Source organism: Thalassobaculum sp. (genome assembly GCF_040219215.1).
In the GTDB taxonomy this organism is placed as follows: Bacteria; Pseudomonadota; Alphaproteobacteria; order Thalassobaculales; family Thalassobaculaceae; genus Thalassobaculum_A.
The window spans coordinates 1-17,685 of sequence record NZ_JAVJSX010000022.1; the positions used below are offsets into that span (position 1 = coordinate 1).

The following is a 17,685-nucleotide window of genomic DNA, read 5'->3' on the forward strand; positions in this document are numbered from 1 at the left end:
CGAAGTTCCACCAGTAGTTCAGGTTCTTCGGGGTCGGGTACTCATGCAGCTCGTGGTGCATGAACGTGAAGATCGGCAGCCGGTGGTCGATCCAGCGCACGATCGAATTCTCGAATTTCGCGGCCATGGTGTGTCGCCCTCCCTCAGCCGATTCGGACGACGGTGTCGGACACGTACTGGTATTCCGGCACCTCCAGGTTCTTCGGCGCCGGGCCCTTGCGGATCCGGCCGGCGGTGTCGTAGTGCGAGCCGTGGCACGGGCAGAACCAGCCGCCGAAATCGCCGCGCGGGTCCGACGGCTTCTGGCCGAGAGGGACGCAGCCCAGGTGGGTGCACACGCCGACCACGATCAACTGCTCGGGCTTCTGCGCGCGCGTCGCATCGGCCGCCGGATCCGGCAGATCGGCCAAAGGCACCGCACGCGCCTCTTCGATCTCTTCCGGCGTGCGATGCCGCACGAAGACCGGCTTGCCGCGCCATTTCACCGTAACCGCCATGCCCTCGGCCACGGTCGCGGTATCGAACTCGATCGATGCGAGCGCCAGCACGTCGGCAGCCGGATTCATCTGATCGACAAACGGCCAAACCGCGCTCGCCGCCCCGACAGCGCCGACAGCGGCCGTCGCGATGTACAGGAAATCGCGGCGGGTTTCGCCCTGATGGGTGTCAGCCATGGTCCTCCAACCCTCACACGGTCGCCCCCGGACGACCCCAGACTCAACTCACTATACGGAACCGGCGGCCGGTCCAACGCGACGCGCTGTCGCAATCCGGCCGACCTACCCGCCCCGTGCCGCTTCGCTATACCCCACGGCTCAATGGTTTGCAAAGCGTAGCGCGGCGGTTATTAGCCGGTCATGCGCCTCGTTCTCTTCCAGCCGGACATCCCGCAGAACGCCGGAACCATCCTGCGTCTGGCCGCCTGCGTCGGTGTGGGCGTCGACATCATCGAGCCCTGCGGCTTCGTGTGGTCCGAACCGCGATTGCGCCGGGCCGGCATGGACTATCTCGAGTTTGCCGCTGTCGCCCGCCACTCCTCGTGGGACGCTTTCATGGCGATCCGCTCGCCGGGTCGTCTTGTGCTGCTCACCACCCGCGGCGCCACGCCGCTGCCCCAGGCGCGGTTCGAGAGAGACGATCATCTGGTGCTCGGGCGGGAGAGTGCCGGCGTGCCCGATGCACTGCATGCAGCCGCCGATCTGGCCGTGCGCGTGCCAATGGTGGCGAGCGCCCGGTCGCTGAACGTCGCGGTGACGGCGGGCATGGTGCTGGCCGAGGCATTGCGCCAGACCGACGGCTGGCCGGCGGCTCCGGCCTGAGGACCCCTACGGAGTTATCCGAAACGCGTAGGGCAACAACCGGTCGAGATCGAGGATGTCACCGAGCACGTCGTCTTCGCCCGAATCGATCAGCACCAGGCTCGGCGGCGCCTCGGTGGAGAACTCCGCGATGGTCTGCCGGCAGATCCCGCAGGGCGACCGGTCGGCGAGCCGGGCGTGCATCGCCTTCGTGCAGGACACCGCCAGGACCGCGATCCTGCGGAACCCGGCGGCTGCGGCTTGGGCGATCGCCGTACGCTCCGCGCAGATGGTCGCGCCATAGGTCGCGTTCTCGACGTTGGCCCCGGTGAACACCCGTCGCTCCGGATCATCGGCCATGACCAATGCCGCGCCGACGGTAAACTTTGAGTACGGCGCGTGCGCGCGGTCCGCCGCCGACCGCGCGGCGTCGCGCAGGCCCGCCAACTCCTGCGGATCGACCATCACCCGGCGTTCCGGCACCGCCCGCGACGGCACGGTCAGCCGGCCGAGCGGCGTCACGGTCACGGCGGCCGAGCGCGCCACCGCCGGCAGCAGCAGTTCGACCTTGCCGGTCATGACCCACCCTCGTAGACGGTCTTCGGATCGTAGGCCTTCGGCTCCACCGTCTCCAGCCGGACCCCGCCGGATCCGTCCGTGACCACCCTGCGGAAGAAACAGGCGCGGTAGCCGACGTGGCAGGCTCCGGGTCCCTCCTGGTCGACCAGCAGCAGAACCGCGTCCTGATCGCAGTCCAGCCGCACCTCGCGCACCCGTTGGACATGGCCGCTGGTGCCGCCCTTGCGCCACATCTCCCGACGCGACCGCGACCAGTAATGCGCCTCGCCGGTCTCGATGGTGGCGCTCAGTGCGTCGGCGTTCATCCAGGCCATCATCAGGACCGTGCCGTCGGTGGCGTCGGTGGCGATCGCCGGGATCAGCCCGTCGGCATCGAATTTAGGGGCGAGCGCCAGGCCCTCCTCGACCTCGGCGTGGCTGCCGCGTGGCGCGAAGGCGACCGTCATTTCAATCCTGCCAGCAGTTCGACCCACATGCGGGCCCGTGGCTCCAGCGACGACACGTAGATCTGCTCGTGCAGTGTGTGCGCCCCCTTGCCGTCGGCGCCGAGACCGTCGAGCGTCGGTACCCCGAGGGCGGCGGTGAAGTTGCCGTCGGAGCCGCCGCCGGTCAGCGGCGTCGCCACCAGGTCGAGCCCGCCCTTGGCGGCCAGCGCCTTCGCCTGATCGAACAGCGCTTCGATCTCGGCCGAACGTTCGTAGGGCGGCCGGTTCATGCCGCCGGTCGCGACCACGGTGACATCGGGATCGCGCGCCACCCGGTTCAGGATCTTGGCGGTCAACTCCTCGCCGTCGGCGGCGGTGACCACCCGCAGGTCGATCTCGGCAGTGGCGTCGCGCGGCACCACGTTGACCCCGGTACCGGCCTGCACCAGGCCGATATTGGTCGTCACGCCACGCTCGTAGTCGGTGTATCCCTCGATCTCCAGGATGTGGTGCGCCAGCTCCTTGACCGCGCTGCGGCCGTCCTGGTGTTGGGCGCCGGCATGCGCCGGACGGCCGGTCACCGTCAGTTCGAACCGGCCCACCCCCTTACGCGCGGTCACGATCTTGCCGCCGTCGCGCGCCGGCTCGGTCACCAGCACGTACTTGGCCTTCTTCGCCTCGCGCTCGATTACTTCCCGGCTGGTCGGGCTGCCGACCTCTTCCTCGGAGACATACAGCCAGGTCACCGGCATGCCGTGGGCGCGTCCGAGACGCTTGAGGTGGCGCCACGCGTAGTACGGCAGGTAGGCGCCGGCCTTCATGTCGTAGATGCCCGGACCGAACACCGAATCGCCCTCGCGCCGGATCGGGTTCGGGCCCTCCTTGGTACCCATCGGGTGAACCGTGTCCATGTGCGACAACACCAGCAGGGAAGGCTCGCCCTCCTTCCAGTCCGGCGAACGGACCAGCACGTGGTCGCCGAACCCGTCGCGCCCTGGAATCCGCTCCGCCGAGCACCCGACATCGGCCCACAGCGCCCGCACCTTCTCGGCCAGCTTGTTGACCTCGGCACCGTGATAGGTCGGGGTCTCGACCTCCACCCAGTCGAGGATTCCGTCGAGGATCTCCTCGGCATCAATGCGGGGCTCGTTCTCGCGGATGGCGGCCGCGTCGGTCATCGGAAATCTCCGGATCGGGTGGATCGTTCAGGTGCCGGCATCTTAGGGGCGAGCATCCCGGACGCCAAGGCTTCGCGGTCAATCCGGATCCAACAGGCGTGGTCCCGTCCCCTGTTCCGACAGCGCATCCCACGGGTTGCGCAGTGGGCAGTCGCGGACCGACAGGCAACCGCACCCGATGCAGCCGTCCAACTGGTCGCGCAGCCGAACCAGCTTGTCGATGCGTGCATCCAGCGCTGACCGCCAGCGGCTGGACAGCGCCTGCCAGTCCTCGGCGGTCGGCGTGCGTCCCGCAGGCAAGCCGCTGAGGGCTTCGCGAACCTCAGCCAACGGAATGCCGACCCGCTGAGCGACCTTGATGATCGCCACCCGGCGTAGCACCTCGCGAGGGTAGCGTCGCTGATTGCCCTCGGTGCGGCGGCTTCGGATGAGATGCTTGGCCTCGTAGAAATGCACCGCCGAAACAGCGATGCCGCTGCGCCGCGCCACCTCGCCGACCGTCAGCGTCCTGGAAATTTCGTCAGGAGAAATCTTCGCCACGGCCTTGACCTCAACTATGGTTGAGGTTCTATATGGCTGAGCTCATGGAGAACGCAATCCAGGAGCATCCTCGAATGTCCCCCACCATCGACATCGCCCTGATCTACGGCAGCACCCGCGAGGGGCGCCTGTGCGACACCGTGGCCGCCTGGGCGGCGGCCCAGGTCGAGACCTACGGCGGCTTCGCTCTCGATGTCATCGACCCTGCCGAACCGGGCGTCGCGTCCGCGATCGTCGGCTCCAACCCGAAGGCCCGGGCAGCACTGCACGCACGCCTCGACCGCGCCCAGGCGTTCGTGGTGGTCACCCCGGAATACAATCACTCCTATCCCGCCGCACTGAAGGACGTGATCGACTCCGCCAAGGCCGAGTGGCAGGCCAAGCCCGTCGCGTTCGTCTCCTATGGCGGCGCATCCGGTGGCATCAGGGCGGTTGAGCACCTGCGCAACGTGTTCACCGAACTGCACGCCGTCGGGCTGCGCGACAGCGTGGCGTTCGCGAACGCCTGGAACCAGTTCGACGACCGCGGCGAGTTGCGCGACCCGGCGGGTGCGACCCAGGCGGCCCGGCTGATGTTGGCGCGACTGTCCTGGTGGACGACCGCCCTCAAGCAGGCACGCGAGACTCGGGCCTACGCGGAGGCGGTGGCATGAGCCCGGCCACCCGATCCAAAACCGAACCGGCAGGCGCGCGCGTGCTGGTCATCGGCGTTACGCGGGAGGTCCTCGACACGGTGATGCAGGATCTGGCCGAGTTGGGCATCCAGGCATCTGGATCGACCGACCCGGCCCGGCTGGACATCGACTTCGATCCCCGCGACTTCGACCTGCTGTCGATCGGCGGTGGAGTGGATGACGCGACCCGCAATCGATTGAAGAACGCTTTCACGACCCGTCATCCGGCCATCCATCTGGTCGACGCCTACGCCCCGATCGCAGTCCGACAGATACTCGACCGGCTGTCCGGCGCCGACGCCGAACCACTGGTCGACCTGGACGCCTACCTCGCCCGCATCGGCTATGACGGCCCCCTCGCGCCGACGATCGATACCCTGCGGGCGTTGCACCGGCATCATCTCGATGCAATTCCGTTCGAGGCGATCGACGCGCTGCTCGGCCGCGGGATCGATATCGCGGCCAACGCCGTCGACGTCAAGCTGATCGGCGCCGGCCGGGGCGGATACTGCTTCGAACACAACGGGCTGTTCCAACGGGTCCTGGCGACCCTCGGCTTCCAGGTGACGCCGATATCGGCACGGGTCCGCTGGACCATGCCGGCCGACAGTGCACCATCGGCCAGGACCCACATGCTGCTTGAGGTCCAGCTTGACGGCCGGCCGTGGCTGGTCGACGTCGGGTTCGGCAGCAGCGTGCCGCCGGCGCCCTTGCGGATCGACACCACCGAGCCGCAACAGACCGCACACGAGGCATTCCGGGTGTTCCGGTTCGGGCACGACTTGATGGTTCAGGCCCGCCGGGAGGGCGTCTGGCTGCCGATGTACACGGTCTCGCGCGAGCCGCTTCATCCGTCGGACTACGAAGTCGCCAACTGGCACACCTCGACGCATCCCGACTCGCACTTCACGCGTAATCTCATTGTCGCGCGGACCACCGGTGATGCCCGGTACACACTGCTGGACAACCGGTTCACGGTTCGCCACGCCGATGAACGATCCGACAAGCAGTTCCTCGACGCGGCCAGCATCGAGAGGGTCCTGCGCGACGTCTTCCGGTTGCCGGTCGCGCCGGAGTGGCGCGCCCTCATCGAACGGGCAGCACGCGGGTCGTGACGGTGCCGCTCAACGCGGCACCAGCTTGCGGTACAGGTGCCAGGTGGCGTGGCCGAGCACCGGGATGACGATCGCCAGGCCGATGAACAGCGGGATCGACCCCAGCACCAGGCCGCCGGCGACGATCAGCCCCCAGGCGGCCATCGGGCGTGGGTTCGCCATCACCGCGCGGATCGACGTCCCGATCGCCGGGTACAGGCCGACGTCGCGGTCGAGCAGCAACGGGAACGACACCACGCTGATCGTCAGCACCAGCACCGCGAACAGGAAGCCGACGCCGATGCCGGCGACGATCATCGCCCAGCCGGCCGGAGTGGTCAGCACGTCGCGGGCGAACGTGGCGACCGAGGTCGGCGGCTCGGGCCCGAGCGTGCCGAAGTAGATCGCGTAGGCCATCACCAGCCAGCTCAGGAAGATGGCCAGCAGCAGCAGGCCCAGCACCACGATCGCGCCGAACGCCGGCGACCGGAGCACGCCGAACGCGTCCACCCAGGTCACCTCCCGGCCCTTCTCGCGCCGACGGCTCATCTCGTAGAGGCCAACAGCCGCCACCGGTCCGACCAGCACGAAGCCGGACGCCATCGGGAACAGCAGCGGCAGCATCTCGTAGCCGAACGCCAGATACATCAGGAACAGGCCGACGACCGGATAGATCAGGCAGATGAACAGCACGTCGGTCCGCGCGGCGGCAAAATCCGCCAAACCCTTGACCAGGACCTCGCGAAGGTCGGCGACCTCTATGCGCCGAACCAGCGGCGGGGTGGTGTATCGATCGGCCTCGGCGCCGTCCAACGCACGCCCGGTCAACCCCAGGGCGGCCTGGATCAGCTTGACCTGATCAACGCCCCATTCCAGCGGATTTCGAATCTGATGCTCGACAGCCATTGTCGCGTCTCCCGAACCGTTGTTCGAGGGGCCGCAGAAGGCCGTGGCAAGACGTCGGTACCGGCGCCGGTCACGCAGGAACTGCGACCCGACAGAAGATCTTCAGTGTACGCCGATTTGCCCCTGCCGTCCCGAAGCATCGCCATTCGACTGCAGTCAACGTCCGTCGTAGCGAAGGCGGTACTCAAACCGATCCAGCAATGCGGCCGAGTCGGACACGATGAAGATCGGCAGACGATCCCGGCAGGGGCCGGTCCCAAGATATGCCGTCGACCGGGCTACACAAAAATCCATGCCGGCAAACGACTTGCGGCAACCGAAAAACGGATCGCGCTCCGCGCACACTGAATGCTTGCAGAGCGTCGGCCCCGCCACGGACCATCGTCGACCCGCCGTACAGGCAACGTGCCCTAGGCCGAGCAAAGCCGACGCCATGACGCATCCGTTCATCGCCCTCCTGCACGACCGCAACGTGCGCGTCCTGTGGGGTGGGCTGGCAATGTCCGCCATCGGAACCGAGTTGTACCGCGTCGGCGCGGTCTGGCTGGCGGTCGGTCTGGCCGGCGGGGACGCATCGCTCCTGATCGCCGCACAGGCCGCGGCGACTCTGGCGGTCAGCCTGGGTGGCGGCGCGGTTGCCGATCTGGTGCCGCGAGCGGTCTTGATCGTCTGGTTGAATGTGATGAGCGCGGCGGTGTGCGCCCTGACGGTAGCCGCCGCCCTGACGTTCGGCCTTACCCTGCCCCTGCTGATGACGGCCTCGGTCGCGCTGGCGGCCTTTGCAGCGCTGACGACCCCCGCCCTGATATCGGGTGTGCCGTTGCTGGTCCCCGAGCCGGAGCGCCTGCGGGCCGCCAATGGCTTGTTCGACGCGTCAACCCGGTCGGCTCAGGTCGTCGGGCCGTTCATCGCCGCCGGGTGGCTGGCGATCGGCCCGGCGGTCCATCTGCTGACCGCCAACGCCATCAGTTTCCTGGCGTCCGCCGGGGCCGTCGCCGCGGTCGGCCGGCAGCTCGTCGACCGCGCGCCGCGCACAGGCAATCCGACTACGCTGCTCGCCCGGCTCGGCCTCGGCGTTTCGTCCGCCTGCCGTTGTCCCGGCGCGTGGTGGATCCTCTCAGCCACCAGCGTCCGCAGCGCGGGCATGGCGCTGGGCTTCACCGTCGGGGTGCCTGTGCTGTTGTCGCAAGAGGTCGGCTTCAGCGCGGGAGGCTTGGCCTCGGTGGCCCTGGTATTCGGCGGTTCCGCCGCGGGCGAACTGATCGGCAACGCGGTCGTCGTCACCTGGAAGCTGCGCAATCCCTGGCGAATGCTGTTCACCGGGTATGCGGTGATCGGCCTGGGACTGATGCTGCTGCCCGTGCCGTTGCTGTTTCTGGACGAGACGGCAGCCGTACCCGCCATGGTGCTGCTGGCCTTCATTTCAGGCTTGGGCGGTGCGTTGGCCGGTGTCCAGATGCTGACGTTCTTCGGCAGCCGTTTGGCAAGCGATGCATTCGGGGCCGTTCTGCGGTTGCGGCAGGCCATGGTGATCGGCGCGGCGATGGTGGCGACCGCCGCCGGTCCCTGGCTGTTCGAGGTCCTGGGGGTGCCGGGAACCATCGCCGGCTGCGGCGCGGCCGCGACCGGGATTGCGGTGTTCGTGCTGGTGGCCGGAAGACAGCCGGCAGCGTCCGGCTGACACCGCCGCCGTTTCAGATTAGCAGGCCAGACGTGGTGCCCTGCCTGTTGATCGTCAGAAGCTGCTTCCGGTTCGGGCCGCCCGTGATCGAGCAGTGGACCCATCCGCTGGTCGGCTCGCGGGGCTCGTAGAACTCAAGGATCAGCTGGTCATACTCCAGGTTGTCCCGGACCCAGGAGGCGAGCTGCGCGTTGGTTACGCCGGGAACCTCGAAGTCCACCGCCTCGCCCTTGATGTGCTGCGACGTGCTCTTCGAACCGATGGCGGTGTTGAGCGGCAGGCACCGGTAGCCGCTCGACGGCGCGAACGGCACGCCGAAATGCTCTCGGACCGGCTGCAGGATCCGCTCGCACACCCGCGTCAGATTGGCGATGATCGCCGCGCCCTCCGGCTCCCGCGGCCAGTTGTCGATGCCCAGCCGGACCGCCGTCTGGCTCTTGCACAATTCCTCAAGGCTGAAATTGCCGGAAAGCATCCGTGCCATGACCGCTCCCTCGCTTTGACGATCATACTCGCATCAAGCGAACGATGCTCTTAGGGGTATCTAAAATATCGTCCGATCCGAGAGTCAATCGACAGAACGGAAAACGCGGCGGAGGAAGTAATGATTGGAATCCGGCCTATGTGCCAACGCGACGCTCGACAGATCCGATCGCTCCTGGAGCAATTGGGCTACACAACGACGTTTCAAGCATTGCGTGAGCGGATAGCTCAATTCGAAGGGCGTAGATCCGACCCAATTCTGGTTGCCTGCCGGGACGATCGCATCGTCGGACTGATCGCCGTGCATTTAACGCCAATGTTGCATCTCGCCGCTCCGATCGCCCGTATCACGACACTTGTCGTTGATCCTCAGGCGCATGGTAGCGGCATCGGGCGCGCACTGGTCGACGCGGCCGAGAAACTGGCTCGGGAAGCAGGATGCGCTCTGCTGGAGGTTACCACCGCCCTGCACCGCACGGACGCGCAGGCGTTTTACCGAGCGATCGGGTTCGATCCATCGGCTGTCAAACTCCAACGTTCGCTGGCCTGACCGAGCACCCAGTACCTTGGCTACGACACCAGCTCATTGGTGTCCAAAGCGTTGCCGCCCCAGCTTCACGCCGTCGCGCGCCGCACGATTTCGAAGCCCAGATCCAGGATGCGCGGCCCGGTGGCCTCGCTGCGCTTGCGGGCCAGCAGCAGGCGGCCGGCCTCGGCGCCGATCGCGTAGCCGGGAATCCGTACCGTGGTCAGGCCGAGACCGGATTCGCCGGCCATCTCGAAATCGCCGAACCCGGCGACCGCCAGGGTTCCTGGTACGTCGATGCCTCGGCGCCGCGCCTCGCTGAGGGCGCCCAGGGCGACCGAGTCGCTGGAGCAGAACACCGCGTCCGTGTCCGGCCAGCGCTCCAGCAAAGCGGCAAGATCGCGCGCACCGCGCTCGACCATCGAGCCGTCGGCGGGATTCGGCACCACCCGCGGCTCGCCCAAACCATGTTCGGCCAGCGCCGCCTCGTAACCTTGCCGACGCAGACGGCCACGCCGATCGCCCTCGCCGACCTCCGCGCTGCGCCGGCTGCCGCCGCCAATGAAGCCGATGCGTCGGCGCCCGGTCTGATACAGCGCCTCGGTGATCGCCCGTCCGGCCTCGGTGTTGGAGAAGCCGACCGCCATGTCGATCGGATCTTCCGGCAGTTCCCAGACCTCGACGACGGGCACGCCTGATCCAGCCAGCATGGCGCGAGCCGCCGGAGTGTGCTCGCCGCTGGTCAGCACCATGCCGTCGGGCCGGCGACTGAGCGCGGTGGCGATCAGCGCCTGCTCGCTGGCGCTGGAGTATTCGGTGGTACCGAGCATCAACTGATGCCCCTCGTCGCGTAGGCTCTGCGCCAGGCCGTCGACGGTCGAGGCGAACACCGAGCCGGCCAGGGTCGAGACCAGGGCTGCGACCAGCCGGCTTTCCCGCGACGACAGGCTGCCCGCCACCTGGTCGGGCACGTAGCCGAGATCGCGCACCGCCGCCTCAACCCGCTCGCGGGTCGCGGCCTTTACCTTTTCCGGTGAACGCAGCACCCGCGACACGGTGATCGTGGACACGCCGGCCGCCAGTGCGACATCCTGCATGGTCACCCACTTCCGCGGCGCGAGCAGGGATTCGGTCACGGACGGCTCTCCGGAGCTCGGCAGAATGACATCGATAACATTTCACGTTGACTCATCAATGTTATCGATAACATGATCCCGTCAGATGGAGAAGCCGGACGGCACGCCGACACGCGGCGATGGCCGGCACCCACGAGGAGACGCCCCATGCTCAGCACCGACGACGTCGCGTTCTATCGCGAGAACGGCTACCTGATGGTCGAGAACGCGGTCACCCCCGCACAGCTCGAGGCGCTGCAGCGGGTGACCCGCGACCTGATCGAGAAGTCGCGCGCGGTGACGGAGAGCAACGACGTCTACGACCTGGACGAGGGGCACTCCGCCGCCCAGCCGCGCCTGACCCGCATCAAGCTGCCGCACAAGCAGCATCCGGTGTACCAGGAGACCCTGGTGAACAGCCGGATCACCACGGTGCTGAAGACCCTGCTCGGCCCGAACGTGGCGCTCAGCACCGCCAAGCTGAACACCAAGGCGCCGGGCGGCGGAGCGGCGGTCGAGTGGCACCAGGACTGGGCGTTCTACCCGCACACCAATGACGACCTTCTGGCGGTCGGCCTGATGCTGGAGGACGTGGACGAGGCCAATGGCCCGCTGCAGGTCATCCCCGGCTCGCACAAGGGCCCGGTGCTGGCGCACACCAATGCCCAGGGTGTCTTCTGCGGCGCGGTCGACCCGAGCGACCCGGATTTCCACCAGGACAAGATCGTCACCCTGACCGGCAAGGCCGGCTCGATGACGATCCACCACGTGCGCACCCTGCACGGCTCGGCTCCGAACATGAGCGACCGCAACCGCATGATCCTGTTCTACGAGTGCCTGGCGGCCGACGCCTGGCCGCTGGTCGGCGGCGCCTCGTACTACCAGCGCCTGCCGCAGCGCGAGCTGTGGGAAGACCTGCACACCCGCATGGTCTGCGGCCAGCCGACCACCCAGCCACGGGTCGAAGCCAACCCGATCCGCGTCCCGCTGCCGCCGGCCCCGGACGCCGGCTCGATCTTCAAGACCCAGAAATCCGGCGGCGCGCGCAGCGCGTTTGCGATGATGGGCTGACCGCCGTGCCCGCCGCCAGGGATCTGCCGATCGGCATCCAGACCAACGGCATCAAGCACACCCACGCCGACCCGATGCCGGACGTCGACACCCGGTTCGCGATGGTCCGCGAGGCCGGGGTGTTCGATTATGTCGACAAGACCCCGGACCCGGACCGGATCGACGACTTCGCGCGGGCCAGCGAGAAGTACGGGATACCGGTGCGCTGCGGTGGTTGGTTCTACGCGCTGGGCCAGGACGAGCCGCTGCTCGTCGCGAACCTGGACACCGCCCGCCGCCTCGGCTCGGCCATCCATAATGTCCAGGTCAAAGTGAACCGCGCCGACGGCCGGCCGGTGACCGACCAGGAAGTGGCGGATTTCTATGCCTTCGCGTTCGAGGAAGGCGAGAAGCGCGGCGTGCAGCCCTGCTTCGAGATCCACGTGAACATGTGGTCGGAGGATTTCCGGCGGGTCGCCACGGTCGCCCGAATGGTCGAGGCGCGCGGCCTGCCCTACCGGATGACCCTCGACCACAGCCATGTGATCTTCAAGATCGACCATCCGGAGGAACAGGACGTCTCCGGCATTCGCGAGGATGTTGAGTCCGGCAGGCTGATCCTGGACCCTGCCCGACCCGGCCATGTCTGCGGCACCTGGATCGACGCCGGCTGGGTGCGACACTGCCATGCCCGGGCGGCAGTCCCGAACAACCCGCGCAATACCGCCGCCACCGGCCCCGACGGGCGGCCCGGACGCGGCATCCAGTACCCGTTCGCCGATCCCGGCCCCGGCAACTACCACGCCGACTGGGATGCCGCCCGGCTGGAGCCGTGGAAGGATGTCATCCGACAACTGATGCGCAAACACGCCGCCGATCCGGCCAGCCCGCTCGGCCAGATCAGCACCGAGTTCATCCCGAACCTCGACTACGGCGAGGGCTGTCGCTACTCGCTGTTCGAGCAGTCGATCGCCTGCGCGGTATGGCTGCGGGAAACCTGGGCAGCGGTCGCCCGGGCCCGATCGCGCCGCATCGGCTGGACTCACGGTCCGCGAAACGCTCGCCATCCGATTGCGCTTGGCCCACGATCCCGATCGCCTGCAACATAGCGGCAACCGACGGCAGCCGACCGCGTGGAACGACGGGGCCGAACCGGGAATGCACGCATCGGGTTCACAGGGAACGAGAGAGGCACATCATGTCCGACACGACGCGCCGCCGCCCGCTGGGCGGGTTGCTCGCAGCCAGCGTTATTGCGCTTGCCACCGCCGGAGCCGCCAGCACGGCGTACGCAAACGAACCGCCACAGAACGACGGGTTGAACGCCACCTACTGGACGCAGAACGCGGTCGAATTCAAGGCCAACACCTACGCAATGTACGCGCTGGCGCGCATGCGCCTGGACGAAGCGCTCGCCGACAAGAAGTGGACGGCGCTGCCCGGCGAGCAGGGCGACAACTACGAGAGCAAGCCAACCGCGGTCATCCTCGACATCGACGAAACCGTGCTCGACAATTCCGAGTATCAGGCCTGGACCGTGAAGACCGGCAACGGCTTCAGCTCCAAGACCTGGACGCCTTTCGTGAACACGGTGACGTCGCGTCAGATCCCGGGGTCGCTCGAGTTCATCAAGTACGCGCAGTCCAAGGGGGTTGCGATCTACTACATCTCGAACCGCAAGGACGTCGAAGAGAAGGCCACGATCGAGAACCTGAAGAAGTTCGGCTATCCGGTCGACGACGCGGGTGAAACGGTGCTGGTCCGCGGCGAGAAGGAAGAGTGGAAGAAGTCGGCCAAGAGCCCGCGGCGCATGTCGGTCGGCGCCACCCACCGGGTGCTGCTGAACATCGGCGACAACCTCGGCGACTTTACCGACGAATCAGACGGCACCCCGGCCGAGCGCGTCGCGTTCTACAAGGCGAACCAGGACCGCTGGGGGCGCGAGTGGATCATGATCGCCAACCCGACCTATGGCTCGTGGGAAGGCGCGGCGTTCGGTTTCAACTGGAAGCTGCCTGACGGCGAGAAGCGCCAGATGAAGCTCGACAAGATGGACGCCTGGGTCGGCCCCAAGTAACGATCCAACCAGCTCAGAGCAACGCGAGCGCGCCGGTGAAAGCCGGCGCGCTTTGCGTTTCCCGGTGCCGTTCATGGCGCGCGAATTCGGGAACTATCCGCGGATCGATCGGGTTACCGGTGAAGGTCGCACAGTGACCCCCACCCATGACCGGAGGCCGAGATGCCCGCGAAGTCGAAATCCCAGCAGAAGGCCGCCGGTGCGGCCCTGGCCGCCAAGCGCGGCGATATCAAGAAGAGCGAGTTGAAAGGCGCGTCGAAATCAATGGTCGAGTCGATGACCGAGAAGGAGTTGGAGGAGATGGCCTCGGCCAAGCGCAAAGGCAAACCCGAGCACGCATCCAAGTCCTGACAGCCGTCCGGCAATATCATTCTCGGCAACCGCGGCCGAGGCCGCCTATCGCCGCTCGGGCGGGACGTCCCCTGCCCGTGCCCGCAGTGCCGCGATCTCGTCCGGCGTTCGCTTCAGATGGACGCGCCCGGTCGCCGGGGGTTGGTGAGCGACCGACACTCCCGGTCGCCACTCGACTGCCGGCCGGATCGGTCGCGGCGTGAACCCGCCCCCGCAGTTCGGGCAGACGTTCTGCAGCTTGGTGTCCACGCACTCGGCGCAGAACGTGCACTCGTAGCTGCAGATCCGCGCCTCGGTCGCATCCGGCGGCAGGTCCTTGTCGCAGTACTCGCAGTTCGGCCGCAGTTGCAGCGCCATGCCGTCCTCCCGACTTTGGCTTAATCAGACCGAGCCCTTGCGTTCGACGACCAGCACACGCGCCTCGCCGAGCGGATGGGCCACATGCTCGTCACCAATGTCCGCGACGAAGATGTCAGATGCCTCAAGCCGGACCGACGTCTCTACCCCGGCTTCGCGGTAGCGCATGTCGACCGTGCCGTCGAGGACCACGAACACTTCGGCTCCGTCGTTCACATGCCACTTGTATGGCTGATCCGTCCAATGCAGCCGAACCGTCGCACCATCGACTTCGGCCAGGTCGCGGGCACCCCAGGCGCGCTCCGCCTTGAACGAGCGAACGTCGTTGACGACTGCGGGCATACCATCCTCCGTGACGGCGTCCGACAACCAGCGTGCCGGCACCATGCCGCGTGACAATCGAACCACCCTACGGCGGGCGCAATGACAACACTCCCCGTATTCCGGCCATCCCTGCCCTGCCGCGCCTTGACTCTGTATAGAACGTCCCAATTCAACGGCGTTATTGTCGTTCGCCAACAGCGACCGAGCCGGCGCGGTACCTGCTAACCGCCTCCAAGTCAGACGATGTCGCTTATTCTCGCTTGTTCTTGGAACCGAGGTAGATCTGGCACGTTGTAACTCTGTCATTCCAAAGGCGGCCAAGCCGCGATGGAGCCGCAAACCCGGTGAACACTGGGGGCTCATTCAGGAGGGTATAGAGATGAAAACACTGATCGCCGTGACTTCCCTGGGTCTTCTGGTTTCCGCATGTGCCGGCGGCACCGGCGGCGTCCCGGCTGCCGAGATTGCCAGCATGTCCGATTCCGAGATCCGCGTCGTCTACTACGACAGCGTCTCCGGCATGGGCGATGCCACACAGATGGCCAAGGCGCATTGCGACCCGCTCGGCGCCGAGCCGGTCGCGTCGGCCGACGCCACGGACTCGATGGCAGCGGTCGATCGCACCGTCGTCACCTTCAAGTGCAAGTGACCGGCTGGTGCAATTGACGGGCAAGGTCGCCTGATCCAGCAATCGACGCCCCGGACAAGGCAGCGCAAGCGTGCCCGGTCCGGGGCGCGATGCGTTGCCCCTCAGAGTACGCAGACCATCAGCGCCCGGGCCGGCTGGGTATCGTTGTTGCGGATGACGTGGTCGCCGTGCGCCGTGGCGTAGCGCAGCGTCTCACCAGGGCCAGCGGTCTTGATGTCACCGTTCGCGACAACCGAAAGCCTCCCCGAGATCACCGTCAGGTGCTCGACACTGCCGGCGCCGTGCGCGGACGACACCAGCGTGCCTCCCGCCTCGGCCAGGAACTCATACCACTGCATGCGTTCCACGGTCTCGATGGCCCCCAGGATGCGGAGCCGGCAGCGCCCGTCCTCGCTCTGAATCTCCGGCGTCGCGTTGGAACTCAGCAGGGCAACGCCTGAGCGTTCCTCATCTCCCGACCGAAAGAAGCTCTCCGGCGTCCGTTCGAGCGCTGCGCAGATCCGCCACACCGTTGCGATCGTCGGATTGGTGCTGTCACGCTCGATCTGCGACAGGATCGACTTCGACACGCCGGATCGACGGGCCAATTCGTCGAGACTCAGCCCCGCATCCTTGCGGGCCCGCAGAATCTCGCCGCCAAACTTCGGCGGTGCGATGGCCATGCCCGGTTCCTTGGTCTGTTGCGACATCGATTTCGACCTGCTCCGCAGATTTCGTTCTTTTCATCGATCCATATTCTTTACAACGAACATGCGTTCGCCATATAGTACTTCGAACGACGCATCGGGCTTGGTCCTCCCTGACGGACCCGCGGCGATTTGACAGGGCAGCTTGCAGCCGCGTGACCAATTGCTAAAGCGCCACGGGGATTGCTCCGTGGGCTCGATGATACGAACCGCTGGAGTCCGCCGTGACCCGACCGACCTTCACTTCAGACACTAGCATACTCCGGAATCGGGTGGAGCGCCCGTCGTGAAAGGCTTTCCGGCATTTCTGCGGCTCGCGGGGCAGCCGGTTCTGCTGGTGGGCGGCAACGGCGAGGCAGCCGTGCCCAAGGCCCGGCTGCTGCTGGCCGCCGGCGCCGACATCACGGTCGTCGCGACCACGCTGGCCACCGAGATCCTGGACTGGGCCCGCGCCGGGCGGCTGACCGTCCACCGGCGGCGTCCGGTGGCGGAAGATGCCGGCGGCCGTGCGCTCGTCATCGTCGCCGAACCGGATGCCGATGGCGTCGCAGTGGCCGCTGCCGCACGGACCGCCCGCATCCCGACCAATGTCGTGGACCGGCCTGAACTGTCCAATTTCATCATGCCGGCGATCGTCGACCGGAACCCGGTACTGATCGCGGTGTCGACCGGCGGAGCCTCACCTGCGCTCGCACGACGGGTGCGCTCGTGGATTGAGGCCGTCCTGCCGACCGGGCTTGGCCGGCTGGCGCGCACGCTCGACGGCGCCCGACAGGGCGTCAACGACACACTGCCATCGGCGACGCAACGCCGCCGGTTCTGGGATTCGGTCCTCGACGGGCCGATCGCGACGCGGATCCTGCGCGGCGACGAGGGTGAGTGCCCCCAGTTCCTCACCCAACTTGCCGCGCAGGGCCGCGACCTCGCAGCCGGCGTCGTGCACATCGTCGGCGCCGGGCCGGGCGATCCCGACCTGCTCACCCTGAAGGCGCTGCGCCTGCTGCAACAGGCCGACGTGGTGATCCACGACCGGCTGGTCAGCGATGCGGTGCTGAACCACGCCCGGCGCGACGCCACCCGGATCTCTGTCGGCAAGGCCAAGGGCGCGCACAGCTGGACCCAGGCCGAGATCAACGCCCTGCTGGTGCACCGGGCTCGCGAGGGCCAGCGCGTCGTTCGCCTGAAGGGTGGCGATCCCAACCTCTTCGGCCGGGTCGGCGAGGAGGTTGCACACCTGCGCGCGCACGGGGTCGAGGTCGAGGTCGTGCCCGGAATCACCGCGGCAACCGCCGCCGCCTCGGCCGCCGGCTTCCCGCTCAGCCACCGCGGCTTGGCGTCGACCGTCACCTACGTCACCGGCCACGGCGCCGACGACAGCGAGCCGGACGTCGATTGGCAGGCCGCCGCACGGTCCGGCCAGACCCTGGCGATCTACATGGGCCTGAGCCGGCTGGCGACCATCGCGGGGCGACTGACCGAGAACGGCCTCGCCGGATCGACGCCGGCAGCCATTGTCGAGAGCGCCAGCCTGCCGACCGAACGCCGCTTCATTGGCACCGTCGCCACGCTCGACCGGCTCGCCCGGGACAACCGGCTGACCGGCCCGGCCCTGGTGATCGTCGGCGATGTGGTCGCCCTGGCCCAGGCCGAGCCGGCGTCCCGCCTGCTGTCCATCGCGTCCTGAAGGAACGG

At 67.4% G+C, this 17,685-nt stretch carries 22 protein-coding genes and 1 riboswitch; of the genes, 11 read left to right on the plus strand and 11 right to left on the minus strand.

Going from position 1 to position 17,685, the window contains the following annotated elements:
- Positions 1–143: 143 nt before the first annotated feature.
- Entirely contained in the window at positions 144–674 is a 531-nt protein-coding gene (gene petA, locus RIC54_RS15520) for a ubiquinol-cytochrome c reductase iron-sulfur subunit (protein ID WP_350089709.1), read from the minus strand.
- 183 nt (positions 675–857) lie between these two features.
- On the opposite strand from petA, the gene RIC54_RS15525 reads away from it, so the two are divergent.
- Positions 858–1,319 carry a tRNA (cytidine(34)-2'-O)-methyltransferase gene (locus tag RIC54_RS15525; protein WP_350089712.1) on the plus strand — a complete coding sequence of 154 codons (462 nt, stop codon included), beginning with the start codon at positions 858–860 and terminating at the stop codon, positions 1,317–1,319.
- Between the two features lie 6 nt (positions 1,320–1,325).
- On the opposite strand, the gene RIC54_RS15530 is transcribed toward RIC54_RS15525, so the two are convergent.
- The 4 genes from RIC54_RS15530 to soxR all read right to left on the minus strand — a co-directional run bounded on the left by RIC54_RS15530 (position 1,326) and on the right by soxR (position 4,011).
- A complete protein-coding gene (locus RIC54_RS15530) occupies positions 1,326–1,877 on the minus strand; it encodes a cytidine deaminase (RefSeq protein ID WP_350089715.1) in 552 nt (183 codons plus the stop codon).
- Positions 1,874–2,323, minus strand: coding sequence for a phosphoribosyl-AMP cyclohydrolase (gene hisI / locus RIC54_RS15535; RefSeq protein WP_350089718.1), 450 nt, complete (start codon positions 2,321–2,323; stop codon positions 1,874–1,876). The genes RIC54_RS15530 and hisI overlap by 4 nt, the downstream gene beginning before the upstream one ends.
- Positions 2,320–3,480 (minus strand): M20 family metallopeptidase, encoded by a 1,161-nt coding sequence (locus RIC54_RS15540; protein WP_350089721.1) that lies wholly within the window; start codon positions 3,478–3,480, stop codon positions 2,320–2,322. Before RIC54_RS15540 ends, hisI begins: the two co-directional genes overlap by 4 nt.
- 78 nt (positions 3,481–3,558) lie before the next feature.
- Positions 3,559–4,011, minus strand: a complete 453-nt coding sequence (gene soxR, locus RIC54_RS15545; protein ID WP_502989669.1) for a redox-sensitive transcriptional activator SoxR — start codon at positions 4,009–4,011, stop codon at positions 3,559–3,561.
- An 83-nt stretch (positions 4,012–4,094) separates the two neighbouring features.
- Here soxR and RIC54_RS15550 point away from each other — a divergent pair, with 83 nt between their 5' ends.
- On the plus strand, positions 4,095–4,673 hold the full coding sequence (locus tag RIC54_RS15550) for an NADPH-dependent FMN reductase (RefSeq protein ID WP_350089727.1): 579 nt from the start codon (positions 4,095–4,097) through the stop codon (positions 4,671–4,673).
- A complete protein-coding gene (locus tag RIC54_RS15555; RefSeq protein WP_350089730.1) occupies positions 4,670–5,809 on the plus strand; it encodes an arylamine N-acetyltransferase family protein in 1,140 nt (379 codons plus the stop codon). Before RIC54_RS15550 ends, RIC54_RS15555 begins: the two co-directional genes overlap by 4 nt.
- A 9-nt stretch (positions 5,810–5,818) precedes the next feature.
- On the opposite strand, the gene RIC54_RS15560 is transcribed toward RIC54_RS15555, so the two are convergent.
- Positions 5,819–6,694 (minus strand): DUF2189 domain-containing protein, encoded by an 876-nt coding sequence (locus RIC54_RS15560; protein WP_350089733.1) that lies wholly within the window; start codon positions 6,692–6,694, stop codon positions 5,819–5,821.
- Between the two features lie 433 nt (positions 6,695–7,127).
- On the opposite strand from RIC54_RS15560, the gene RIC54_RS15565 reads away from it, so the two are divergent.
- Positions 7,128–8,375: an MFS transporter gene (locus RIC54_RS15565; RefSeq protein ID WP_350089736.1), complete on the plus strand. Its 1,248-nt coding sequence runs from the start codon at positions 7,128–7,130 to the stop codon at positions 8,373–8,375.
- A gap of 13 nt (positions 8,376–8,388) precedes the next feature.
- On the opposite strand, the gene RIC54_RS15570 is transcribed toward RIC54_RS15565, so the two are convergent.
- On the minus strand, positions 8,389–8,859 hold the full coding sequence (locus RIC54_RS15570) for a D-Ala-D-Ala carboxypeptidase family metallohydrolase (RefSeq protein WP_350089739.1): 471 nt from the start codon (positions 8,857–8,859) through the stop codon (positions 8,389–8,391).
- Between the two features lie 183 nt (positions 8,860–9,042).
- Here RIC54_RS15570 and RIC54_RS15575 point away from each other — a divergent pair, with 183 nt between their 5' ends.
- On the plus strand, positions 9,043–9,408 hold the full coding sequence (locus tag RIC54_RS15575) for a GNAT family N-acetyltransferase (protein WP_350151176.1): 366 nt from the start codon (positions 9,043–9,045) through the stop codon (positions 9,406–9,408).
- A gap of 65 nt (positions 9,409–9,473) precedes the next feature.
- Here the strand turns inward: RIC54_RS15575 and RIC54_RS15580 are convergent, their stop codons facing one another.
- Positions 9,474–10,520, minus strand: a complete 1,047-nt coding sequence (locus RIC54_RS15580; protein WP_350089745.1) for a LacI family DNA-binding transcriptional regulator — start codon at positions 10,518–10,520, stop codon at positions 9,474–9,476.
- Between the two features lie 147 nt (positions 10,521–10,667).
- Here RIC54_RS15580 and RIC54_RS15585 point away from each other — a divergent pair, with 147 nt between their 5' ends.
- The 4 genes from RIC54_RS15585 to RIC54_RS15600 all read left to right on the plus strand — a co-directional run bounded on the left by RIC54_RS15585 (position 10,668) and on the right by RIC54_RS15600 (position 13,977).
- Complete coding sequence (locus tag RIC54_RS15585; RefSeq protein WP_350089749.1) at positions 10,668–11,570, plus strand: phytanoyl-CoA dioxygenase family protein; 903 nt, start codon at positions 10,668–10,670, stop codon at positions 11,568–11,570.
- A gap of 5 nt (positions 11,571–11,575) precedes the next feature.
- Positions 11,576–12,658, plus strand: a complete 1,083-nt coding sequence (locus RIC54_RS15590; protein ID WP_350089752.1) for an IolE/MocC family protein — start codon at positions 11,576–11,578, stop codon at positions 12,656–12,658.
- 89 nt (positions 12,659–12,747) lie between these two features.
- Positions 12,748–13,626: a 5'-nucleotidase, lipoprotein e(P4) family gene (locus RIC54_RS15595; protein WP_350089755.1), complete on the plus strand. Its 879-nt coding sequence runs from the start codon at positions 12,748–12,750 to the stop codon at positions 13,624–13,626.
- A 162-nt stretch (positions 13,627–13,788) separates the two neighbouring features.
- Positions 13,789–13,977, plus strand: a complete 189-nt coding sequence (locus tag RIC54_RS15600; RefSeq protein ID WP_350089759.1) for a DUF3008 family protein — start codon at positions 13,789–13,791, stop codon at positions 13,975–13,977.
- Between the two features lie 45 nt (positions 13,978–14,022).
- Here RIC54_RS15600 and RIC54_RS15605 read toward each other — a convergent pair whose 3' ends face one another.
- Both RIC54_RS15605 and RIC54_RS15610 read right to left on the minus strand, forming a co-directional pair.
- The gene (locus RIC54_RS15605; protein ID WP_350089762.1) at positions 14,023–14,334 is read right to left on the minus strand and encodes a DUF1272 domain-containing protein; all 312 of its coding nucleotides are present in this window, start codon (positions 14,332–14,334) and stop codon (positions 14,023–14,025) included.
- 24 nt (positions 14,335–14,358) lie between these two features.
- A complete protein-coding gene (locus RIC54_RS15610) occupies positions 14,359–14,676 on the minus strand; it encodes a cupin domain-containing protein (protein WP_350089765.1) in 318 nt (105 codons plus the stop codon).
- Between the two features lie 361 nt (positions 14,677–15,037).
- On the opposite strand from RIC54_RS15610, the gene RIC54_RS15615 reads away from it, so the two are divergent.
- Positions 15,038–15,307: a hypothetical protein gene (locus RIC54_RS15615; protein ID WP_350089768.1), complete on the plus strand. Its 270-nt coding sequence runs from the start codon at positions 15,038–15,040 to the stop codon at positions 15,305–15,307.
- 101 nt (positions 15,308–15,408) lie between these two features.
- Here the strand turns inward: RIC54_RS15615 and RIC54_RS15620 are convergent, their stop codons facing one another.
- Complete coding sequence (locus tag RIC54_RS15620) at positions 15,409–15,969, minus strand: helix-turn-helix domain-containing protein (RefSeq protein WP_350089771.1); 561 nt, start codon at positions 15,967–15,969, stop codon at positions 15,409–15,411.
- A 138-nt stretch (positions 15,970–16,107) separates the two neighbouring features.
- A riboswitch (SAM riboswitch) is annotated at positions 16,108–16,183 on the plus strand.
- A 96-nt stretch (positions 16,184–16,279) separates the two neighbouring features.
- Here RIC54_RS15620 and cysG point away from each other — a divergent pair.
- Complete coding sequence (gene cysG / locus RIC54_RS15625) at positions 16,280–17,677, plus strand: siroheme synthase CysG (protein WP_350089774.1); 1,398 nt, start codon at positions 16,280–16,282, stop codon at positions 17,675–17,677.
- Positions 17,678–17,685 lie beyond the last annotated feature (8 nt).

Coding starts and splice junctions, on each gene's coding strand:
- RIC54_RS15610 (WP_350089765.1), bottom strand. CDS start 14,676: ATGCCCGCAGTCGTCAACGACGTTCGCTCGTTCAAGGCGGAGCGCGCC.
- RIC54_RS15585 (WP_350089749.1), top strand. CDS start 10,668: ATGCTCAGCACCGACGACGTCGCGTTCTATCGCGAGAACGGCTACCTG.
- hisI (WP_350089718.1), bottom strand. CDS start 2,323: ATGACGGTCGCCTTCGCGCCACGCGGCAGCCACGCCGAGGTCGAGGAG.
- RIC54_RS15525 (WP_350089712.1), top strand. CDS start 858: ATGCGCCTCGTTCTCTTCCAGCCGGACATCCCGCAGAACGCCGGAACC.
- petA (WP_350089709.1), bottom strand. CDS start 674: ATGGCTGACACCCATCAGGGCGAAACCCGCCGCGATTTCCTGTACATC.
- RIC54_RS15600 (WP_350089759.1), top strand. CDS start 13,789: ATGCCCGCGAAGTCGAAATCCCAGCAGAAGGCCGCCGGTGCGGCCCTG.
- RIC54_RS15595 (WP_350089755.1), top strand. CDS start 12,748: ATGTCCGACACGACGCGCCGCCGCCCGCTGGGCGGGTTGCTCGCAGCC.
- RIC54_RS15540 (WP_350089721.1), bottom strand. CDS start 3,480: ATGACCGACGCGGCCGCCATCCGCGAGAACGAGCCCCGCATTGATGCC.
- RIC54_RS15570 (WP_350089739.1), bottom strand. CDS start 8,859: ATGGCACGGATGCTTTCCGGCAATTTCAGCCTTGAGGAATTGTGCAAG.
- RIC54_RS15530 (WP_350089715.1), bottom strand. CDS start 1,877: ATGACCGGCAAGGTCGAACTGCTGCTGCCGGCGGTGGCGCGCTCGGCC.
- RIC54_RS15555 (WP_350089730.1), top strand. CDS start 4,670: ATGAGCCCGGCCACCCGATCCAAAACCGAACCGGCAGGCGCGCGCGTG.
- RIC54_RS15560 (WP_350089733.1), bottom strand. CDS start 6,694: ATGGCTGTCGAGCATCAGATTCGAAATCCGCTGGAATGGGGCGTTGAT.
- RIC54_RS15620 (WP_350089771.1), bottom strand. CDS start 15,969: ATGGCCATCGCACCGCCGAAGTTTGGCGGCGAGATTCTGCGGGCCCGC.
- RIC54_RS15550 (WP_350089727.1), top strand. CDS start 4,095: ATGTCCCCCACCATCGACATCGCCCTGATCTACGGCAGCACCCGCGAG.
- RIC54_RS15615 (WP_350089768.1), top strand. CDS start 15,038: ATGAAAACACTGATCGCCGTGACTTCCCTGGGTCTTCTGGTTTCCGCA.
- RIC54_RS15605 (WP_350089762.1), bottom strand. CDS start 14,334: ATGGCGCTGCAACTGCGGCCGAACTGCGAGTACTGCGACAAGGACCTG.
- RIC54_RS15565 (WP_350089736.1), top strand. CDS start 7,128: ATGACGCATCCGTTCATCGCCCTCCTGCACGACCGCAACGTGCGCGTC.